The sequence below is a fragment of the Acetobacter persici genome (assembly GCF_018256955.1).
Lineage (GTDB): Bacteria > Pseudomonadota > Alphaproteobacteria > Acetobacterales > Acetobacteraceae > Acetobacter > Acetobacter persici.
In genome coordinates, this window is sequence record NZ_JAERKU010000012.1 from 36,847 (window position 1) to 55,086 (window position 18,240).

Below are 18,240 nucleotides of genomic sequence, written 5' to 3' on the forward strand. Positions count from 1 at the left end.
CTTGTGCAGAATGATGGCTTGATCTGGCTTTCACTCTCTCGCATCATTAAAAAATGTGTAGCAGATCAAGCTTTTATCAGGCTGGCGCGGCAGGACTGGCGCTTGTGGGGTTTCTCTCAGTCCCGTCAGCTTTCGCGCAGGGCGCAGCAGGCGTTCAGCCGTCCCCAGCCGAGCAGGCCCTTATCAACCGTCAGATTGCGGCGATCCGGAGTCCGCAGGATCGCGCTGCGGTGCAGAGCCAGAGTCTGGTCTGGAAAATGACGACCTTCCTCTGCCAGAAAGCCGCCCGTGCGCCGCTGAAGCGGCTGGGAGCGGGAGACCGGTTCTTTTTGCAGGATGATCAGCCGGATAGTCAGGTGCTGGTCAGCCCGTCTCTGCTTGAAGGGCGTGGTCAGTTCCGGCAGGCGGACGGCATAAGCTGGACGTCTTTCAGATGGTCCTGCCATCTCAAGCCCACGACCGGGGCAGTGCAGCGTTTTGAGGCAACGCCTTTTACGCGCACGGAGGATGCGGCTGCGCCGTCACCCTCTGCCGGGCAGGTTCCAGCCTGCCAGCCCGCGCAGATGGATGTCACGCTGGACAGCCGGAATGGCGCGTTTGATGGCATGTCCCAGTCTGGCACAGTGCTTGTTGTCAAAAATACAGGTCCTGCCGCCTGCATCATGCCGCCGGTGCCACTGGTGCAGTTTGAGGACGCAGCGGGGAAAAAACTTCCGGCGTTCAGGCGGGAGAATGTGCCATCCCGCAGGCCCGGCCCGCACGGGGCGAGTGCCCGGCAGCATGTTGTCCCCGTCCGCATGGAAGCAGGAGCTATCAGAGAGGCGACGCTGCACTGGGTCTCGGGTGAGGTGTTTGATGACAGCCATAACTGTGTGCGGCCGGCGCAGCTTGTGCTGAAGGTCGGGCAGGGGGAGAAAAAGGTGCCCTTTAAAGGCCAGATCTGTGCCGCTGCCGGAACCCCTCAGAGTTTTGACCAGAGCCCCTTACAGGCGCATACGGATGCGCAGTAACTCTCTGAAAAAGCTGACTGTGCGAGGTATGCGGTGTTTCTGCGGCAACTGACTTATCTGATTGCGCTGGACCGGTGCCGTCACTTCTCGCGTGCGGCGGAAAGCTGCGGGGTGTCTCAGCCAGCTTTATCCGCCGGGATCAGGCAGCTTGAAAACGAGCTGGGCATCACCATCATTCAGCGCAACCGGCGCTTTTATGGCCTGACGGAAGAAGGCAAGCGAGTCCTGCTCTGGGCGCGGCAGACACTGGCCGCGCTGGATGGCCTGAAGCAGGAAGCCGCTTTTGCGCAGGATATTGCGGGTGGCTCTCTCTCCATTGGCGTCATGCCGCCTGCCATACAGGTTGTGCCCCTTCTGTTGGAAAGCTTCCGCACGGCCGTGCCTGCACTGCATGTGGACGTGAAGGTCTATTCCAGCACGGATATTACACGCATGCTGCGGGAGCATCATCTGCAACTGGGGATTATGTATCTGGACCAGTTGCCGGGGGATGGGGTGTTTGAATCCCGCGCGCTGTATGCGGAGCAGCACGTGCTGGCGGCGGCTGGCTCCGTTCAGCTCCCGGCAGGCAAGGATTGCAGCTGGGAGGAACTTGCAGCCCTGCCGCTTTGTCTGCTCAGCCGCAATATGCGCAGCCGGCAACTGGTGGATGCCGGGTTCAGGGATGCTGGCGTGACCCCGACCGTTATGCTGGAAACCGATGCGCTGGAACTGCTGCATGCAGAACTGCTGGGCGGGCGTCTGGCAAGTATCCTGCCAGTGGCGGCGTTGCCTGAGCGTGTCGGGCTTTCCGGCCTCCAGCTCCGGCGCATCAGCGGCTGTGCCTCGCCCGATGTCGGGCTGGTGCGGCTGAGCCAGCCCAATACCAGCAAGCTGCTGACGCGCCTGTGGGATGTTGCGCAGACACTCAGCATGGCAGACATTTATCTGGTCTGATAAGCAGGCTTTATAAGTTTATCATTACAAACATTTGGACGAAGGCCCCCGGTTTTTCGCATTGTCCCGCTTCGTGCAGAAGGGGGTGCCATGCGCCGGGATAATGTGATGATGGCTCAGAGCATGGCCGGGCCGGAGGGAGGTCTGCTAGGCAGACTGCTCCGGGGCAGCCAGCGTGCCCCCCTGCGCAGCAGGCTGAGCTGGCTGCTTGAACCCTCAGCCATGGATCTGGTCTTTGCTGTCCGGTCCTCTCTGGCGGCGGTTCTCTCTCTGCTGATCGCTATGGGGATGGAGCTGGACAGCCCGCAGTGGGCGCCGCTGACGGTCTGGGTTGTCGCGCAGTCCTCGCGTGGGGAAAGCCTGGCCAAGGCCCGGTGGCGTATTGCGGGGACAGTGCTGGGCTGTTGCATTGGTGTGGCCCTGATTGCGGCCTTCCCGCAGGCATCGGCCCTGTTTTTCTGTAGCCTCGCGCTGTGGATCGGTCTCTGCTGCGGCGGGGCCACCTTTCTGGAAAGTTACCGGGCCTACGGCTTAGTGCTGACAGGCTTTACCTCCGCCATTGTGGCCACCGGGGCCATTGCACAGCCAGACGAGGTTTTTGATATCGCCATGGCGCGCGGCACCTACATTATTCTGGGTGTGGTGTGTGAGGCTCTTCTGGCCGTGCTGTTTATGCCAACCCTGCAAACACAGGCTCGCAAACGGCTGTTGGAGCGGCTGAATGGGGCGTTTCAGACTGTGCGGCAGGTCGTGTCCGATCTGGTCAGCGGGCGTGCAGATGCCCAGACACAGGGGCAGGTGCTGACAGACTTAATGGCGGCCAATGCCCGTATTGAATTTGATGCGCTGGAAATGGGGCCACGCACTCATGCGGCGGACCACGCACACGCAGCCGTTGCTGCCATGATGATGGTGCTGGCCCGTGCACGCGGCGTTGCGCTGCTGGAACGCAACGCGCAGGCCGGGCAGGAGGAGGTGCCGCTCCCGGCCTCCCTTTATGGGGATTACGATGTGGCGCGCCAGCATATTGACGCCTGCGCACATCCGGAACGTGGAGACCGCTTTCGTTTTAAAATGACGTCCCGCCGCCATGCGCTGGAAGCCGTTGAAAATGGCGTGCGCGCCTGTTTTGGTATTTTGGCGGGGTGGCTGGTGTGGGAGGTTACGGGCTGGCCTGCGGGGGCGGGATTTATCTCCTTTGTGGCGCTTGTTTATGGCCTGCTGGCTACGCGGGAAAATCCTGTTCTGGCCTCCACCCCCTTTCTGAAAGGCGCCTTATGGTGTGCCTTTGCGGCGGCTATTTATGCGTTCTGGATCATGCCTGCGGTGACGGCACCCGAAGTCCTGATTGTGATGCTGATGCTTGTCATGACCATTGGCGGGCTTGCGGCCCGCAAACCGGCAACGGCGGGTTATGCGTTTTCCTTCAACATGTTTCTGCCGGTCCTGATCGGCCCCGGGAACCAGAGCCGCTTTTCTGAGGTGGCTTTTCTGAACAATGCTCTGGCTTTTCTGGTTGCGGTGACGTTTGTGGGCTGGACGTATCGCCTTGTGCTGCCCTTCCGTGTGGACTCTCACATGCGGCGCACGGAACGGTGGGTGGCGCAGAGGCTGAAAGCTCTGGCGGCTCCCGGCAGCAGAGTGACGGTGCATCAGTGGCTTTCAGAAAATGCATCCAGCCTTGTGCGCATTTTACGGAACGCGCAGGGCGTGCCGCAGCCAGTCCGGCTGTCTTATATGCAGATGCAGTTTCGCGCCATGACGATGGGTATGCATATTGTCTTTTTGCGGGATGTCGCGAAGGACCCCGTTCTGCCGCAAGGCGCGCGGCGGGGGCTTTTGGTATTTTTGCGGAAGTGGGGGCAGACTGGTGCGGATGCCACGGCATGGGCTGCGGTGACGGAAGGATGGTTGCTGCGCCAGAGGCCGGGTGCTCCGTTTGAAGTGCAGGAAATACTCCAGAAGGCCGCAACCAGCCTGCGTATTCTTGCCGCTGAGCGCCGGGATGATGGATTGTCCTGAAAACGGGGGTGTTTCTTGAGAAGGTTGGCTGCTGCACAGGCGGCCCTGCGGCAGGAAGATTTTGTAAAAAAACGGGGAAGGTGCCATTTTCTGCTGGTGCACACGGTGCAGGCAGAAAGGATGAGCCTCGTGAACGTCAGAAAAACTGGTAAAAAAGGTCTTGTTTTTAAAGCTCTGGCCGGGCTGGAACTGGCGTTTGTTGCGCTGGAAATTGTGGGCGCGGGGGGAGTATGGACGGCACAGTCCGCAACCGCTGGCACCTTGACTATTCCGTTGCACCCGGCAGCCCAGGTGCAGAAAACCAGCACCGTTTATCGCTGCTCCGGCGCGCAGGAACTGCTTGATAAACTTCCCAAACCGTTCGTGTCCGTCACGTATCTGAACGCAGGTGCCGTCAGTCTCGCCGTGTTGCAGGTGGAAGGAGAAACGCAGGTTTTCTCGAACGTGATTGCCGCATCCGGAGCGCGCTACACCGCAAACCGTTTTGAATGGTGGAGCAAGGGGGACACGGCGTTTTTCTCGGAAGTAGGGCTGGAGGCCGCCAAGCCACTGACCTGTGAGGCCACCCATCCGGCATCTGCGCGTCATTCGCGCTGAGTGATGCTCTTTCTTGAAAAAGGCAGCCGGAGTTTCCTGCATGACCGGCAACTTGGCTGCTCTCTGGCGCTTGTTGCCGGGGCGGTCAATGTTGCTGGCTTTTTAAGCGTCGGGTCCTACTGTGCCAACATGACGGGGAACGTCACGGCCTTTGCTATCGGGCTGCAAAAAGGGCAGGCCGAGGTTGTGCTGACCTGTCTGGCCTTGATTGTCAGCTTTTTTGCAGGCGCAATGCTGTGTACATTTCTGGTCAATGCCGGGCGCAGGCATGGGCAGAAAGCCATTTATGCCTACAGCATCCTGCTGGAAGGGGTGTTGCTGGCTTCTCTTGATCTGGTGCAGCTTTTCTGGCTGCCACCGTCCGGCCATAACGTCCTGCCGCCACTGGGGCTGAGTTTCCTGATGGGGCTGCAAAATGCCACCGTGACCCGTATCTCGGGGTCTGTCGTCCGTACGACACATGTTACGGGGATGATTACCGATCTGGGCATAGAGCTGGCAGACTGGTTTGATGCGTTACGGCACCCGGTCGATCCGGACCAGCATGCGCGCACAGTGCAACGGCTGCGTCTGCACAGCAAAATTATTGCCTGCTTTATCGGGGGCGGCATGTCCGGAGCTTTTGGCTATACGCTCTGGCCCGCGTTCTTTCTGCTGGGTGTCGGGCTTGTGTTGATAGCCCTTGCCTTACCCGGTATTCTGGCCAATGCGCGCCCGGAAACGGCTTCCGGGCGCTCTGCCTCTGAATAACTGGCCCCGGAGAGGCCGGATTATTTCAGAAAACCGACGATTTTTTCGGCCTCAGAAACAATAGGCTCCGCAATAGCCTGTGCACGCTGAGCACCGGAGCGCAGCACGCTGGCCAGATGTGCTTCATCCTGCATCAGGCGGGTCGTTTCCTGTGCGATGGGGGCAATGGCACTGACCACCACGTCCGTCAGAGCCTGTTTGAAGGGGCCGAACCCTTCGCCCTCGTGCCGGGCCAGAACCGCATCCACGCTCAGATCGGCAAGGGCTGCGTAAATGGTGACGAGATTTCTGGCTTCCGGGCGGTCAGCCAGTCCGGCTGCGTCTGCGGGCAGAACGCCGGTGTCTGTTTTGGCCCGGCGGATTTTCAGGGCAATCGTATCCGCATCATCCGTCAGTTCAATCCGGCTCTGGGCGGATGGATCAGATTTTGACATTTTCTTGGTGCCGTCGCGCAGGCTCATTACACGCGCCGCGGCAGGCGGGATCAGGGCTTCCACAGCCGGGAAAAACTCAACCCCGTAATCATGATTAAACTTCTGGGCGATATCATTCGCCAGTTCCAGATGCTGTTTCTGGTCTTCCCCAACCGGCACGCGGGTTGCTTTATAGGCCAGAATATCCGCCGCCATCAGGCTGGGATAAACATACAGGCCCGCGGAATGATTTTCCCGGTCCTTCCCGGCTTTATCCTTGAACTGCGTCATACGGTTGAGCCAGCCCAGCCGGGTTACGCAGTTGAAAATCCATGCCAGACGCGCATGGGCGGACACGGCGGACTGGTTGAACAGAATGTGCTTCTCGGCATCAATGCCCGCAGCCAGAAGGATGGCGGCCTGTGTCAGCGTCTGGGTGCGCAGTTTTTCCGGGTCCTGCCACACTGTAATGGCGTGCATGTCCACAAGGCAGAAAACGCACTCATGGTCAGCCTGAAGGTTCACCCAGTTGCGGATGGCACCCAGATAATTGCCAAGCTGCGGAATACCAGAGGGCTGAATACCGGAAAAAATACGTTGCATAAGATTACTCAGTGCCTGCGTCAGGAAGAGGAAAAATTCAGGGGAGGGGCGCTTTACGGTCCAGTTCTTCCCGCTCCTGTGCGACCATGCCTGCCGACTTCCGGGTGGTCCGTGCGGCGGCTACGTCTGCTGCAGTAATGTGCGGGGGGGGGCTGGTCTGCCCGCGGGAGGAGAGCCATGTCAGAATCTGCGCCACCTGTTCATCCTTCAGGTAGCGGAAGGGGGGCATTTCTGCCTCGTAAGGCTGGCCGTTGGCTTTAATTGGGCCGCTGACGCCGTTCATCAGCACATCCGCCAGATATTTCCGGCCTTCCGGCGTGCTGGCAATCCGGTCAACCCGCCCGACAAGCGGGGGAACAGCCCCGGGCATACCATCGCCGCCGTGATGGCAGATGCCGCAATTTGTCCCATACAGACCGGCACCGCTTTTAGGCGTACAGGCTGTCAGGCAAAGCGTAGCTCCGGCTGCGGCAAGGAGCCGGGGGTAAAGCCGTCTGAAAAGCGTCATGATGTTCAAAATACCTTGCCGGCTCCACAAGGGAGCCGGTTGTGGTCGTCTTCCGGATTAGCGTGCGGAGGTAACACCCAGCAGCTGGATGCGGAAGATCAGCGGACTATCGGCCGGAATAACACCCATGGCCTTATGGCCATATCCCAGTTCGGGCGGGACATAGAGCATCCAGGTGTCGCCCACATGCATCATCGGCAGGGCTTCCATCCAGCCTTTCACAAGGCCTTCAAGCGGCATCTGCATATAAGCGCCGTCCCCGTGCTGTTCGGAGCTGTCAAAAATGGACCCATCCGGCAGACGGCCTTCATAGATCAGCATCATGACGTCACCCGGGCGCGGCTGGTCAGCGTCTTTCTTGCCGGATTGCAGAACCTTGTAGGCCAGCCCGTCCTTCAGCACCGTGACACCGGGCTGGCTGCGCAGCTTGTCAAGCTGCTGCATCGGGGTCAGCTCAGGTTCATCCTGCTTGTGGGAACCGCAGGCCGTAAGGGAAACGGCCATGCTGGCCGCAAGCAGATAGGGGGTGATGGAGAAACGACGGGTCATGGTCCTCTCGGTGATTCAGAAAGAATGACAGATGTCCAAAAGCTCAGAGTGTGCCGCCATTACGGCCAATCTGCGCTCCCAGTCTCAGACGCAGCGCGTTGAGTTTGATAAAGCCCTGTGCGTCTGCCTGATTATACGCACCTTCATCATCTTCAAACGTCACGACACGGGTATCATACAGGCTATTGGGGCTTTCGCGACCAACGCAAATCACATTACCCTTATAAAGTTTGAGGCGCACCCGGCCGGAAACGGACTGCTGGGAGGCATCAATCAGAGCCTGCAACATGCGGCGTTCCGGGGAGAACCACAGGCCGTTATACAGGATGCTGGCATAGCGCGGCATCAGGCTGTCTTTCAGGTGCATCGCCTCGCGGTCCAGCGTGATGGACTCAATGCTGCGGTGCGCCGTCAGCAGGATGGTGCCGCCGGGTGTTTCATAAATGCCGCGGGACTTCATGCCCACAAAGCGGTTTTCCACCAGATCCAGACGACCGATGCCGTTGGCTTTGCCCAGTTCGTTCAGGCGTGTGAGCAGCGTTGCCGGAGACATGGCAACACCATTGATGGCCACCGGGTCCCCGCTGACAAAATCAATGGTAATTTCTGTCGCAACGTCCGGCGCGGCTTCCGGGGAGATGGTACGCTGGAAAACAATTTCTTCCGGTGCAATGGCCGGGTCTTCCAGCAGCTTGCCCTCGGATGAAGAGTGCAGCAGGTTCGCATCGACAGAGAACGGGGCTTCCCCACGCTTGTCCTTGGCGATGGGGATCTGGTTTTCTTCCGCAAAGGACAGCAGACGGGTCCGGGATGTCAGGTCCCACTCACGCCAGGGGGCGATGACCGTGATATCCGGCTGCAGGGCATAATAGGCCAGCTCGAAGCGAACCTGATCATTGCCTTTGCCGGTTGCGCCATGGGCAACGGCATCAGCGCCGACTTCACGCGCAATTTCGATCTGGCGCTGTGCAATCAGCGGACGGGCAATGGAGGTGCCCAGCAGATACTGGCCTTCATACAGCGTATTGGCCCGGAACATGGGGAACACGAAGTCTTTGACGAAGGTTTCACGCAGATCTTCGACAAAGATATCCTTCACGCCGAACATTTCGGCTTTCTTGCGGGCCGGTTCAAGCTCTTCGCCCTGACCGAGGTCAGCGGTAAAGGTGACGACCTCACACCCGTAAGTCTTCTGCAGCCAGCGCAGGATGACGGACGTATCAAGGCCACCGGAATAAGCCAGCACAACCTTTTTGACATCTTTTCTGGCGGCAGTAGAGGCCATGAGGCGGGTCTCCTGAATCTGGTAAAATGAATAAAGTTCGAACAGTGTCCTAGCACCAGCGCGGGAAGGGAGCCAGAGCCCATCCCCCGCTGAGTGCGGTCTGATAAAGAAAAATCAGCTTTGCGAGGCGCGGACGCGCTCACTTTCGGTTTTAAGCTGCCCGCAGGCGGCCAGAATGTCCCGCCCGCGCGGGGTGCGGATGGGGGATGCAAAGCCTGCGGCCATGATGATCTCCGCAAACTTGTTCTGCTGTTCCCGCGTGGAAGGGCGGTAGGCGCTGCCCGGCCAGGGGTTGAAGGGAATGAGATTGACCTTGGCGGGGATGCCGGAAATCAGGCGCACAAGCTCACGTGCATCGGCCTCACTGTCATTCACGCCACGCAGCATGATGTATTCAAACGTGATGCGGCGGGCATTGCTGGCAGCCGGGTAGCGGCGGCAGGCGGCAAGAACCTCTTCAATGGGGTATTTGCGGTTAAGCGGCACAATTTCATCCCGCAGGTCATTGCGCACGGCATGCAGGGAGACGGCGAGGTTGATCCCAAGTTCATCCCCGCACCGGTCCATCAGCGGCACAACGCCGGAGGTGGAAAGAGTAATGCGGCGGCGGGAAAGGCCAATGCCTTCTCCATCCATAATAATCCGCATGGCTTTGGCAATGTTTTCGTAATTATAGAGCGGCTCACCCATGCCCATCAGCACAATGGTGGAAAGCAGGCGTGGCGTATCCCCCTTGGGGCTCGGCCATTCGTGGTAGGAATCCCGTGCGGCCATAAACTGGCCCACAATTTCCGCAGCGCCAAGGTTACGCACCAGTTTCTGGGTGCCGGTATGGCAGAACGTGCAGGAAAGCGTGCAGCCAACCTGTGAGGAGATGCACACAGCGCCCCGGTCTTCCCGCCGGTCGGGGATATAGACCGTCTCGGCTTCCTGCCCATCACGGAACCGGAAAAGAAACTTCCGTGTTTCATCCGTAGACGTCTGAACCGTAGTGGCTTCCGGGCGGCCCACAACAAACCGTTCCGCCAGCTTTTGCTGGAGCGGTTTGGCAATGCTGCTCATCTGCGTAAAATCCGTCACGCCCTGATGATAGATCCAGTGCCAGAGTTGCTTGGTCCGGAAAGGCTTTTCCCCGATTTCAACCAGAATATCGGTAATTTCCTCACGCGTCAGCCCGACCAGATCACGCCGCCCGTCCGGCAGCATGGCGGGAGGCGGGCTGAACAGCGCGGCTTTTGCCAGAATACGGGTCCGTTCCTCCGCATTGAGGGCCGCTGCCGCCTCTGCATCGTGCGACGGTGTGAAAGGAACAGAATTACCTGAAGACATGAACAGAGCCACTACTGGAAGGGAGGAAAAAGCCCTTATAACAGAGAAGGGCCCGGCAGGCACCGGACCCCTGAGAAATAATCCTGGTCTTTCTGGCCCCGTTACGGGGTATGGGCCGAACCGGCCTGTGATGGCGTGTTTTGCAGCCCGGCGCGCAGCCATGCCGCGATATTGGTTTTGGCGGGATCAATACCGCCCAGAATAGCGCTGATGGTCTGTGCCGAATACGCATCCGGCGTAGTATCGGCTGAAACGGGGAAAGACGGGCGGGGGATATCAAACGTCATGGCAGGCTGTTCTGCCTCGGTCGCGCCCCCTGCGGCACTGGCCTGCTGGAGCCCGTCAGACTGAATATTGGCCACAACAGAAAGATGGTCTGCATCCGGATGCAGGCCGAAATACAGATACGCGTAGGAGGCTGCGGCCGAAAGCACATCGCGCATGGCGATGCGATAACGGTTGTTCCCGTCAGACGGCATGGCGCTGGCATGGAGTGTTGCCGGGTCTGCGGAAATAACCAGCGTCTGGTTTTTCAGGTCATCCTGAAGTGTCAGCCCGTCCTGTTCATAACCGCGCAGCAGAGAACTGCCTGCTTCCGTCACGCTTTCCTGCACGGCAGGAGTGCTGGCAGCAGCGTTATAGGGACGAGGCGCAGCCTCGGCACCACCAGTGATGCCAAGCAGACCGGTTGCAACACCAAGCATCATGATGAGTTTACGCATAAGCGGCAGGCTTCCTTAATTTTTCTATGAAGACATGTTATTACTGAAGAATATGGCAGAAAAAGTGACAATTCGTCACGTTTTTACCGAAGTGACAGCAATAAAAAATCTTTTAAGGATCTGCTTTTGCTGGGGCGGTAAGTCTAAAAGACTTTTTAAGCAGTAACCGGCACCCGTTGTGCGGCAATCAGGAACTCGCGGTTCCCTTCCGGCCCGGTAATGGGACTGGCTTCAATGCCCAGCACAGACCAGCCGGGTAGGGTGCTCCACCAGTCATGGATCATCTGGCAGACACTCTCATGCACAAGCGGGTCACGCACCACACCTTTAGCGCCAATCTGCTCACGGCCTGCTTCAAACTGAGGTTTGATCAGAGCGACAGCCCACGCATCATCGGCTGCTAAGGACAGGGCCGCGGGGAGAACAGTCCGCAAGCCGATAAAGCTGGCATCACAGACAATGGCGGACGGGGCCTGCGGGATCAGCGTGCTGTCCAGATGCCGGGCGTTACATTTTTCCATGACGGTGACGCGCGGGTCAGACCGCAATTTCCAGGCCAGTTGCCCGTGGCCCACATCTACAGCGTAGACACTGCGCGCTCCGTTGGTCAGCAGGACATCGGTAAAGCCGCCTGTTGAGGCGCCGACATCCAGACAGACCCGGTCCTGTGCAGAAAGATTAAAATGCGTCAGCGCGTGGGCCAGTTTGCACCCGCCACGGGAAACCCACGGATGCTCCTGCCCACGCACGTCCAGAGGTGCGTCCTCTGCAAGCTGGTCGCCTGCTTTTGCAACGCGTTTTTCCCCTGTGAACACAAGCCCGGCCATAATCAGGGCCTGAGCTTTTGTTCTGCTTTCAACCAGCCCCCGGTCAACAAGCATCTGGTCAACACGACGGCGTGCCATCAGATCAGGCCGTCTGCTCCGTCAGAGCCACCCCCAGCGCGCTGAGAGCGGTTTTGACGATGAAGGGCGCTGTGAGTCCGGCCTGCTCGTACTGAGCCTCCTGCGTGTTATGGTCGATAAAGATATCGGGCAGGGTCATGGGGCGGAAGCGGACATGGTCCAGCAGGCCGGTATTGGCCAGATGTTGGCCCACCTGCGCGCCAAAGCCGCCAATGGAGCCTTCTTCCAGCGTGATCAGCACCGCATGGTTGCGGGCCAGATTTTCCACCAGAGCCGTATCAATCGGCTTGGCAAAGCGGGCATCCGCCACAGTCGGGGCCAGCCCCTGTGCGGCCAGCATGTCTGCTGCTTTCAGCGCTTCCGCCAGGCGCGGGCCAAGCGAGAGGATGGCAATGCCGCCTTTCTCCGCCCCGGCCTGACGACCCATCTCGCGGATAATCCGGCCCTTGCCGATTTCCAGAACCTGACCTTCCGCCGGAAGCTCCAGCCCCAGACCACTGCCACGCGGGTAGCGCAGGGCAATCGGGCCTTCATCAAACTCGGCGGCGGTAGCCGTCATGTGCAGCAGTTCGACCTCGTCAGACGGCGCCATGATGCTGATGCCGGGCAGGCAGCCCAGATAGGCGATATCAAAGGAGCCCGCATGCGTCGCGCCATCGGCGCCCACCAGACCGGCGCGGTCAATGGCGAAGCGGACCGGCAGCTTCTGCAGCACCACGTCATGCATCACCTGATCATAGGCGCGCTGGAGGAAGGAGGAGTAAATGGCGCAGAACGGCCGCAGCCCTTCCGTGGCCATGCCAGCGGCAAACGTCACGGCATGCTGTTCGGCAATGCCCACGTCAAAAAAGCGGTCGGGGTAGTTTTTGGCAAAAGCATCCAGCCCCGTGCCGGAGGGCATGGCGGCAGTAATGGCCGTAATTTTGTCGTCCGTCGCAGCCCGGCGCACCAGTTCCCTGGCGAACACGGACGTATAGGACGGCGGCCCGGCGGGGCCTTTTTTCTGCTCCCCGGTGACGACGTTGAACTTGGCGACGGCGTGATACTTGTCCCCGGCCTTTTCCGCCGGGTTATAGCCGTGGCCCTTCTTGGTCATCACATGCAGCAGGATGGGGCCGTTATCCGTATCGCGCAGGTTGCGCAGGATCGCGACAAGCTGCGGCAGATCATGCCCGTCCACGGGGCCGACATAGTAAAAGCCCAGCTCTTCAAACAGCGTGCCGCCGGTAATCATGCCGCGGGCATATTCATCCGCCTTGCGGGCGGTGCGCTCCACCGGAGCCGGGAGCTTCTTGACGACTTTCCCGGCCAGTTCGCGCAGGCCCATGAACTTGCGGGAGGACATCAGGCGGGAGAGATAGTTGGACATCGCACCCACAGGCGGGGCGATGGACATCTCGTTATCGTTGAGAATGACGATCAGACGTTCCGCGCCGGGACCAGCCACGGCGGCGTTGTTCATGGCCTCATACGCCATCCCGGCGGAAATGGAGCCATCGCCGATCACGGCGATCACGCTGCGTTCGTGGTAGGACGGGTCTTCTTCCGCGCGGAGGCGATGCGCCACGGCCATGCCCAGACCGGCGGAGATGGAGGTGGAGGAGTGCGCCGCGCCGAACGGGTCATACTCACTCTCGGACCGGCGGGTGAAGCCGGAAAGCCCACCCGGCTGGCGCAGGGTGCGGATCCGGTCACGGCGGCCGGTGAGGATCTTGTGCGGATAGGCCTGATGGCCCACATCCCAGATCACCTTGTCAGCCGGGGTGTCGAACACGGCATGGAGGGCCACGGTCAGTTCCACAACGCCCAGAGAGGCGCCCAGATGGCCGCCGGTGGTGGATACGGCGTCAATGGTTTCGGCCCGCAGTTCATCCGCAACCTGTTTGAGCTGCTCAACCGAAAGGTTCCGCATGTCAGACGGGTAGCTCACCCGGTCCAGCGCAGGAAAACGGCCAAGGGTGGGAATCTGGGTCTTGTCCGGCATCGTTCTCAGTTCCTGCGTTCAATCACGTAATAAGCGAGATCTCTCAGGCGGTCCGCCTGTGCTCCAAACGGAGTCAGATCTTCAATGGCACTTTTGGCCATGCGCTCGGCTTCGGCGCGTGCGCCATCAATGCCCAGAAGGGCAACATAGGTGGATTTGCCGGAGGCTTCATCCTTGCCAGCCGTCTTACCCAGCTCTTCCGCTGTGGCAGTGGCGTCCAGCACATCATCCGCAATCTGGAAGGCTGCGCCGATATTGGCGCCGTAAGAGCGCAGACGCTGCTGAAGTTCCGGTTTGGCCTGCCCGAGAATGGCGCCAGCTTCTGCTGAATAGCGGATCAGGCAGCCTGTTTTGAGGGCATGCAGGTGGCGCACTTCTTCCAGCGGCAGGGCGCGGCCTTCACCTTCCATGTCGATCATCTGACCGCCCACCATGCCAGCCGCGCCGGAGGCCTGCGCAAAAGCCGTAATCAGGGCGATGCGCACGACGGCATTTTCATGCGTTTCGGCTTCGGCCAGAATCTCGAACGCTTTGGTCTGAAGTGCATCACCGGCCAGAATGGCCGTGGCTTCATCAAACTTGCGATGGGTTGAGGGCTGACCGCGGCGCAGATCATCATCATCCATCGCGGGCAGATCGTCATGCACCAGAGAATAGGCGTGGAGCATTTCAACAGATGCCGCAACGCGGGCGGACTGGCAGTCCGGCACATCAAACAGGCTGGCGGTTGCCATGGCCAGATAGCCGCGCAGGCGCTTGCCACCCCCCAGTGTTGCGTAGCGCATGGCGTCAACCAGACGTGCGTCACCACCGGTGGTGGGCGGCAGAAGCTGGTCGATCGTGCCTTCAATCACTTTGGCGCGGGCCGCCATGGCCTGCTTGAGCAGCGGACCATTAGCTGAGGACTGCGTCTGGGAAGGGGCGATGGTTGTCGGGTCAGTCATCGACGTCTCAATCCATAGGTTTCATGGTCAACGATCCGTCAGACCGTTGCACGATCGCCTGAACGCGGGCCTCGGCCTCGCTCAGCTTGGTTTCACAATGCTGGCGTAAGGCTGCCCCGCGCTCGTAGGATGCAATGGCCTCTTCCAGCTTGAGCTGGCCGCCTTCAAGGCCGCGTACAATCTTCTCCAGCTCGGAGAGTGCGTCCTCAAACGACAGTGAGTTGATGTTATCCGCCATGGCGCAGGTCTTCCTATCCGTCATGAGGGGCAGGCATTACTCCGATAAGCGTGCATCTGCCAAGCCTTGCGGGGCAGAATGGCTAATAAAACATACCGCCCTCACGGTGAGGGTATATCCGCACGCCGCCGGATGGTGAAGGACAGGGAGCCGTTTTCATCCGCAAATGCCACCAGAGCGTGCCCTGTTTCCCGGCAGAAGACCTGAAAATCGACAATGGAGGCGCGGTCCGTTGCCAGAACGCGGAGCTTTTCACCGGCCTGCATGCCGCGCAGAAGGCGGTTCGCCTTTAAAACCGGAAGAGGGCAACCCAGCCCCCGTGCATCAAGAACAGCCTCATTCATGACACAGAGCCTTGTATAGAGAGAGGAATATGTGTGATTGCATAGTTTACCATTTTATCCCATGCCGCATGGCACATGAAACGCTTGCCGGAAGAAGACGTAAGGTCGCTGTATGTCAGATTATCGCCTAGGAATCGATGTTGGTGGAACCAAACTCGAAATAGCAGCCCTTGATTCTAAAGGAGAAATTCTCCTGCGGCATCGCGTTGCAAACCCCGGTACCTACGATGCTCTGCTGCTGACGCTGCGGGATCTGGTGGAGGAAGGCCGTGCCCGCACGTCCCGCGATGCCACTGTCGGTGTTGGTATTCCCGGCGCGATTGATTCACGCACCATGCGGGTCAAGAATGCAAATGCCACATGGCTGAATGGTCAGACCTTCGGCAAGGATCTTGAGCAGGTGCTCGGCTGCCCCGTAAAGGTGGAAAATGACGCTAACTGTTTTGCGCTGTCCGAAGCGGTCGATGGGGCTGCTGCGGGGCGCAAGATTGTGTTTGGGGTCATCCTTGGTTCGGGCGTTGGTGGCGGCTTCATTATTAATGGTGAGCCGGTCACGGGCCTGCATCACATTGCCGGGGAGTGGGGGCATATTCCGCTTCCCTGGGTGCGTGCCGAAGAATTCCCCATGCCAAAATGTTTCTGCGGAAATGAGGGCTGCCTGGAACGTTTCCTGTGTGGCCCTGCGCTGGCGGTCTCATGGAAAGGGGATGGGCAGCGCTGTGCGGACGGCATTGAAGAAGCCGCGGCCGCAGGGGATGCCGCAGCCATTCATGCGCTGGATACGTATGTGGACCGTCTGGGCCGGGCCTGCGCTCTGGTAATCAATATGGTGGACCCGGACGCGATTGTACTTGGCGGGGGTGTTTCCAACCTGAAGACGCTTTATTCCCGCGTGCCGGCTGTTATGAAAAAATATGCCATCACGCCGGAATGCCGCACCGAACTGCTGAAAAATCAGCATGGTGACAGTTCCGGTGTGCGTGGAGCCGCGTGGTTGTGGGGAAAATAACAGACGGCATTGAGCCGCCTGTGACTTTCGACCAGCAAGGCTCAGGCGGTGGCCTGAGCCTGTCTGAGGCGTTCAGGACGGAAGCCTGTGGCCACCACATAGAGTTCACTTGAATCTTTGCGGCTTGCAGGGGGCTTGGCATGCCGGACTTCTGAAAAGGCCTGCTTCATGGTTTCCAGCATGGCTTTTTCTGACCCGCCCTGAAACACCTTAGCGACGAAGCCGCCGCCTTCCGCCAGAATTTCAAAAGCAAAATGCAGGGCTTCTTCGGCAAGCCCGATAATGCGCATATGGTCCGTCGGGGCGTGGCCTGTTGTGTTGGGGGCCATGTCAGACAGTACCAGATCCGCCTTGCCGTCCAGTAGGCTGATCAGCCGGTCCGGCATGTCCGGGTCTGTAAAATCCCCCTCAATAATTTCCGCGCCAGCCACAGGGTCCACGGGCAGAAGGTCCACACCCACTACGCGATTCGCGCCGCGTTTGACGATAACCTGCGTCCAGCCACCCGGTGCCGCACCCAGATCCACCACGCGCATGCCCGGCTGGATCAGGTGAAAGCGATCATCCAGTTCAATCAGTTTAAAGGCGGCACGGGACCGCCAGCCCTGTTTATGGGCGGCCTGCACATACGGGTCATTCAACTGGCGGGCCAGCCAGCGTTGCTGGGCGGTTGTCCGCCCCCGCGCTGTGCGGAGGCTGACGGATTTGGTGCGCATGGTACGCGCGGCAGACGAGTCATCCAGAGAATGGCTTGCGCCGGGGGTGGCGCTGCTGGTGCGGGCCCGCCCCGGAACGCGAAGAGAAGTTGCTTTCCGGGGAGGTCCGGATTTTTTGTCGCTCATGAACCTGTTGCTTGAATAGGGTGCAGAAAAGGGATGGGGCCGTTGATCATGGGCGTTTTATGGAAGCGTCTGGTGGCTGATCCCGTCTTGCGGATCATCCGCAGAACCATCCCGTCACGCAGGCCTCGGTCGGCTACAATGATATCTTCCACCGGCCATGTCTCGTGAATAGCCTCAAAAATGGCGCATCCCGGTAAAACAAAGGGGGCACGATCCGGCCCGATGCACGGATGCTGTTCTATGCCTGTATGGCCCATTTCCTGCAATGTCCGTACGGCCTTACGCGCACTGCTGGCAGGGAGCTGAGAGCCATCTACAGCGGCCCGCACGTAACGGGGCAGGTTAAGGACCATACTGGCTAGAGTGGTGACGGTGCCACTGGTGCCAATAAAGCGGGTCTGCTGGCGGCGGATTTCCGGGCCAATGCGATGCACGCTCTCAAAGTCCTGCAAGGCCGCTTTTGTGTAGGCCACCATCTGCTGATAGCGGGACGGATCATCCCGGCCGATGTTGCCAAACTGCTCGGACAGCGTGATAACCCCGACGGGCAGACTGAGATAGCCAATCAGCTCATGCGTCTGGCGGGGTGCATCGACCCGAACCCATGCAATTTCCGTCGAGCCGCCGCCGATATCAAACAGCAGCGCGCGGTTACGCACCGGCCCAAAGCGCGGATTATGCACCAGATTGGCGCAGCTTTCCACGGCCAGAGAGGCTTCCTCCCGCGCGGAGATAATGCTGATATTAAAGCCGGTTTCCGTGCGAACGCGGTTGATGAAGTCCGAGCCATTGACTGCCCGGCGGCAGGCTTCCGTTGCAACAGCCCGGATATCCTTGATGGGCCTGCGCCCGACACGGTCCGCGCAGGCGCGCAAGGCGTCCAGTGTGCGTTCCATAGCAGGTTCACCCAGCCGGCCCGTGTGGTGCAGGCCTTCACCCAGACGCACCATACGGCTGTAGCTGTCAATTACGCGGAAGCCACCGGCAGTCTGCGCGGCAACCATCAGGCGGCAGTTGTTTGTTCCCAGGTCGAGCGCCGCAAACAGCTCATCTTCAGAGTTACGGGGGTAGAGAGAAGGATAAGCTGGTCTGTCCGGGCGGCCGGCCCAGGGGGGAATACGATCCATCTGTCCGGTCCTTAGTTAGAGGTTGACTCATGTTGACGCTATTTTTGGGGAGGGCGGCCAAAGGAGCAAGACAATTATGTGACAAACCGACATTTCTTTTCGTTTAGGCACTTGCACGGCCTA

Annotated in this window: 19 protein-coding genes; 6 read left to right on the top strand and 13 right to left on the bottom strand. The window is 59.6% G+C overall.

Annotation, left to right across the window (positions count from 1 at the left end):
• The first annotated feature begins 53 nt into the window (after nt 1-53).
• The 5 genes from JK199_RS12255 to JK199_RS12275 all read left to right on the top strand — a co-directional run bounded on the left by JK199_RS12255 (nt 54) and on the right by JK199_RS12275 (nt 5,315).
• Complete coding sequence (locus JK199_RS12255; RefSeq protein ID WP_212376384.1) at nt 54-1,010, top strand: DUF4232 domain-containing protein; 957 nt, start codon at nt 54-56, stop codon at nt 1,008-1,010.
• 33 nt (nt 1,011-1,043) lie between these two features.
• Nucleotides 1,044-1,946, top strand: a complete 903-nt coding sequence (locus JK199_RS12260) for a LysR family transcriptional regulator (RefSeq protein ID WP_086654686.1) — start codon at nt 1,044-1,046, stop codon at nt 1,944-1,946.
• Nucleotides 1,947-2,036: 90 nt separating this feature from the next.
• Nucleotides 2,037-3,968 carry an FUSC family protein gene (locus JK199_RS12265; protein WP_244985117.1) on the top strand — a complete coding sequence of 644 codons (1,932 nt, stop codon included), beginning with the start codon at nt 2,037-2,039 and terminating at the stop codon, nt 3,966-3,968.
• 129 nt (nt 3,969-4,097) lie between these two features.
• A complete protein-coding gene (locus tag JK199_RS12270; RefSeq protein ID WP_342356327.1) occupies nt 4,098-4,565 on the top strand; it encodes an MliC family protein in 468 nt (155 codons plus the stop codon).
• A gap of 3 nt (nt 4,566-4,568) precedes the next feature.
• Nucleotides 4,569-5,315: a YoaK family protein gene (locus JK199_RS12275; protein WP_212376469.1), complete on the top strand. Its 747-nt coding sequence runs from the start codon at nt 4,569-4,571 to the stop codon at nt 5,313-5,315.
• Nucleotides 5,316-5,335: 20 nt separating this feature from the next.
• Here JK199_RS12275 and trpS read toward each other — a convergent pair whose 3' ends face one another.
• From trpS to JK199_RS12330, 11 genes are all read right to left on the bottom strand, one after another.
• Nucleotides 5,336-6,331 carry a tryptophan--tRNA ligase gene (gene trpS, locus JK199_RS12280; RefSeq protein ID WP_086654684.1) on the bottom strand — a complete coding sequence of 332 codons (996 nt, stop codon included), beginning with the start codon at nt 6,329-6,331 and terminating at the stop codon, nt 5,336-5,338.
• 37 nt (nt 6,332-6,368) lie between these two features.
• Nucleotides 6,369-6,839: a c-type cytochrome gene (locus tag JK199_RS12285; protein WP_212376390.1), complete on the bottom strand. Its 471-nt coding sequence runs from the start codon at nt 6,837-6,839 to the stop codon at nt 6,369-6,371.
• A 57-nt stretch (nt 6,840-6,896) separates the two neighbouring features.
• Nucleotides 6,897-7,388 (bottom strand): FKBP-type peptidyl-prolyl cis-trans isomerase, encoded by a 492-nt coding sequence (locus tag JK199_RS12290; protein WP_025828226.1) that lies wholly within the window; start codon nt 7,386-7,388, stop codon nt 6,897-6,899.
• Nucleotides 7,389-7,431: 43 nt separating this feature from the next.
• Nucleotides 7,432-8,673 carry an argininosuccinate synthase gene (locus tag JK199_RS12295; RefSeq protein WP_025828228.1) on the bottom strand — a complete coding sequence of 414 codons (1,242 nt, stop codon included), beginning with the start codon at nt 8,671-8,673 and terminating at the stop codon, nt 7,432-7,434.
• 114 nt (nt 8,674-8,787) lie between these two features.
• Nucleotides 8,788-10,002 carry a 23S rRNA (adenine(2503)-C(2))-methyltransferase RlmN gene (rlmN, locus tag JK199_RS12300; protein ID WP_077931570.1) on the bottom strand — a complete coding sequence of 405 codons (1,215 nt, stop codon included), beginning with the start codon at nt 10,000-10,002 and terminating at the stop codon, nt 8,788-8,790.
• Nucleotides 10,003-10,103: 101 nt separating this feature from the next.
• Nucleotides 10,104-10,724: a hypothetical protein gene (locus JK199_RS12305; RefSeq protein WP_212376393.1), complete on the bottom strand. Its 621-nt coding sequence runs from the start codon at nt 10,722-10,724 to the stop codon at nt 10,104-10,106.
• A gap of 155 nt (nt 10,725-10,879) precedes the next feature.
• Nucleotides 10,880-11,629, bottom strand: a complete 750-nt coding sequence (locus tag JK199_RS12310) for a TlyA family RNA methyltransferase (protein ID WP_212376396.1) — start codon at nt 11,627-11,629, stop codon at nt 10,880-10,882.
• Between the two features lie 4 nt (nt 11,630-11,633).
• A complete protein-coding gene (dxs, locus tag JK199_RS12315) occupies nt 11,634-13,613 on the bottom strand; it encodes a 1-deoxy-D-xylulose-5-phosphate synthase (RefSeq protein ID WP_202205716.1) in 1,980 nt (659 codons plus the stop codon).
• A gap of 5 nt (nt 13,614-13,618) precedes the next feature.
• On the bottom strand, nt 13,619-14,557 hold the full coding sequence (locus tag JK199_RS12320; RefSeq protein WP_212376399.1) for a polyprenyl synthetase family protein: 939 nt from the start codon (nt 14,555-14,557) through the stop codon (nt 13,619-13,621).
• A gap of 7 nt (nt 14,558-14,564) precedes the next feature.
• Entirely contained in the window at nt 14,565-14,819 is a 255-nt protein-coding gene (locus JK199_RS12325; RefSeq protein ID WP_025826593.1) for an exodeoxyribonuclease VII small subunit, read from the bottom strand.
• Between the two features lie 77 nt (nt 14,820-14,896).
• A complete protein-coding gene (locus JK199_RS12330; protein ID WP_025826595.1) occupies nt 14,897-15,139 on the bottom strand; it encodes a sulfurtransferase TusA family protein in 243 nt (80 codons plus the stop codon).
• 112 nt (nt 15,140-15,251) lie between these two features.
• Here JK199_RS12330 and JK199_RS12335 point away from each other — a divergent pair, with 112 nt between their 5' ends.
• Nucleotides 15,252-16,148 (top strand): ROK family protein, encoded by an 897-nt coding sequence (locus JK199_RS12335; protein ID WP_212376402.1) that lies wholly within the window; start codon nt 15,252-15,254, stop codon nt 16,146-16,148.
• Between the two features lie 41 nt (nt 16,149-16,189).
• Here JK199_RS12335 and JK199_RS12340 read toward each other — a convergent pair whose 3' ends face one another.
• Both JK199_RS12340 and JK199_RS12345 read right to left on the bottom strand, forming a co-directional pair.
• On the bottom strand, nt 16,190-16,990 hold the full coding sequence (locus JK199_RS12340) for an RlmE family RNA methyltransferase (RefSeq protein ID WP_077929727.1): 801 nt from the start codon (nt 16,988-16,990) through the stop codon (nt 16,190-16,192).
• Nucleotides 16,987-18,117: a Ppx/GppA phosphatase family protein gene (locus JK199_RS12345; RefSeq protein WP_212376405.1), complete on the bottom strand. Its 1,131-nt coding sequence runs from the start codon at nt 18,115-18,117 to the stop codon at nt 16,987-16,989. The genes JK199_RS12340 and JK199_RS12345 overlap by 4 nt, the downstream gene beginning before the upstream one ends.
• Nucleotides 18,118-18,240 lie beyond the last annotated feature (123 nt).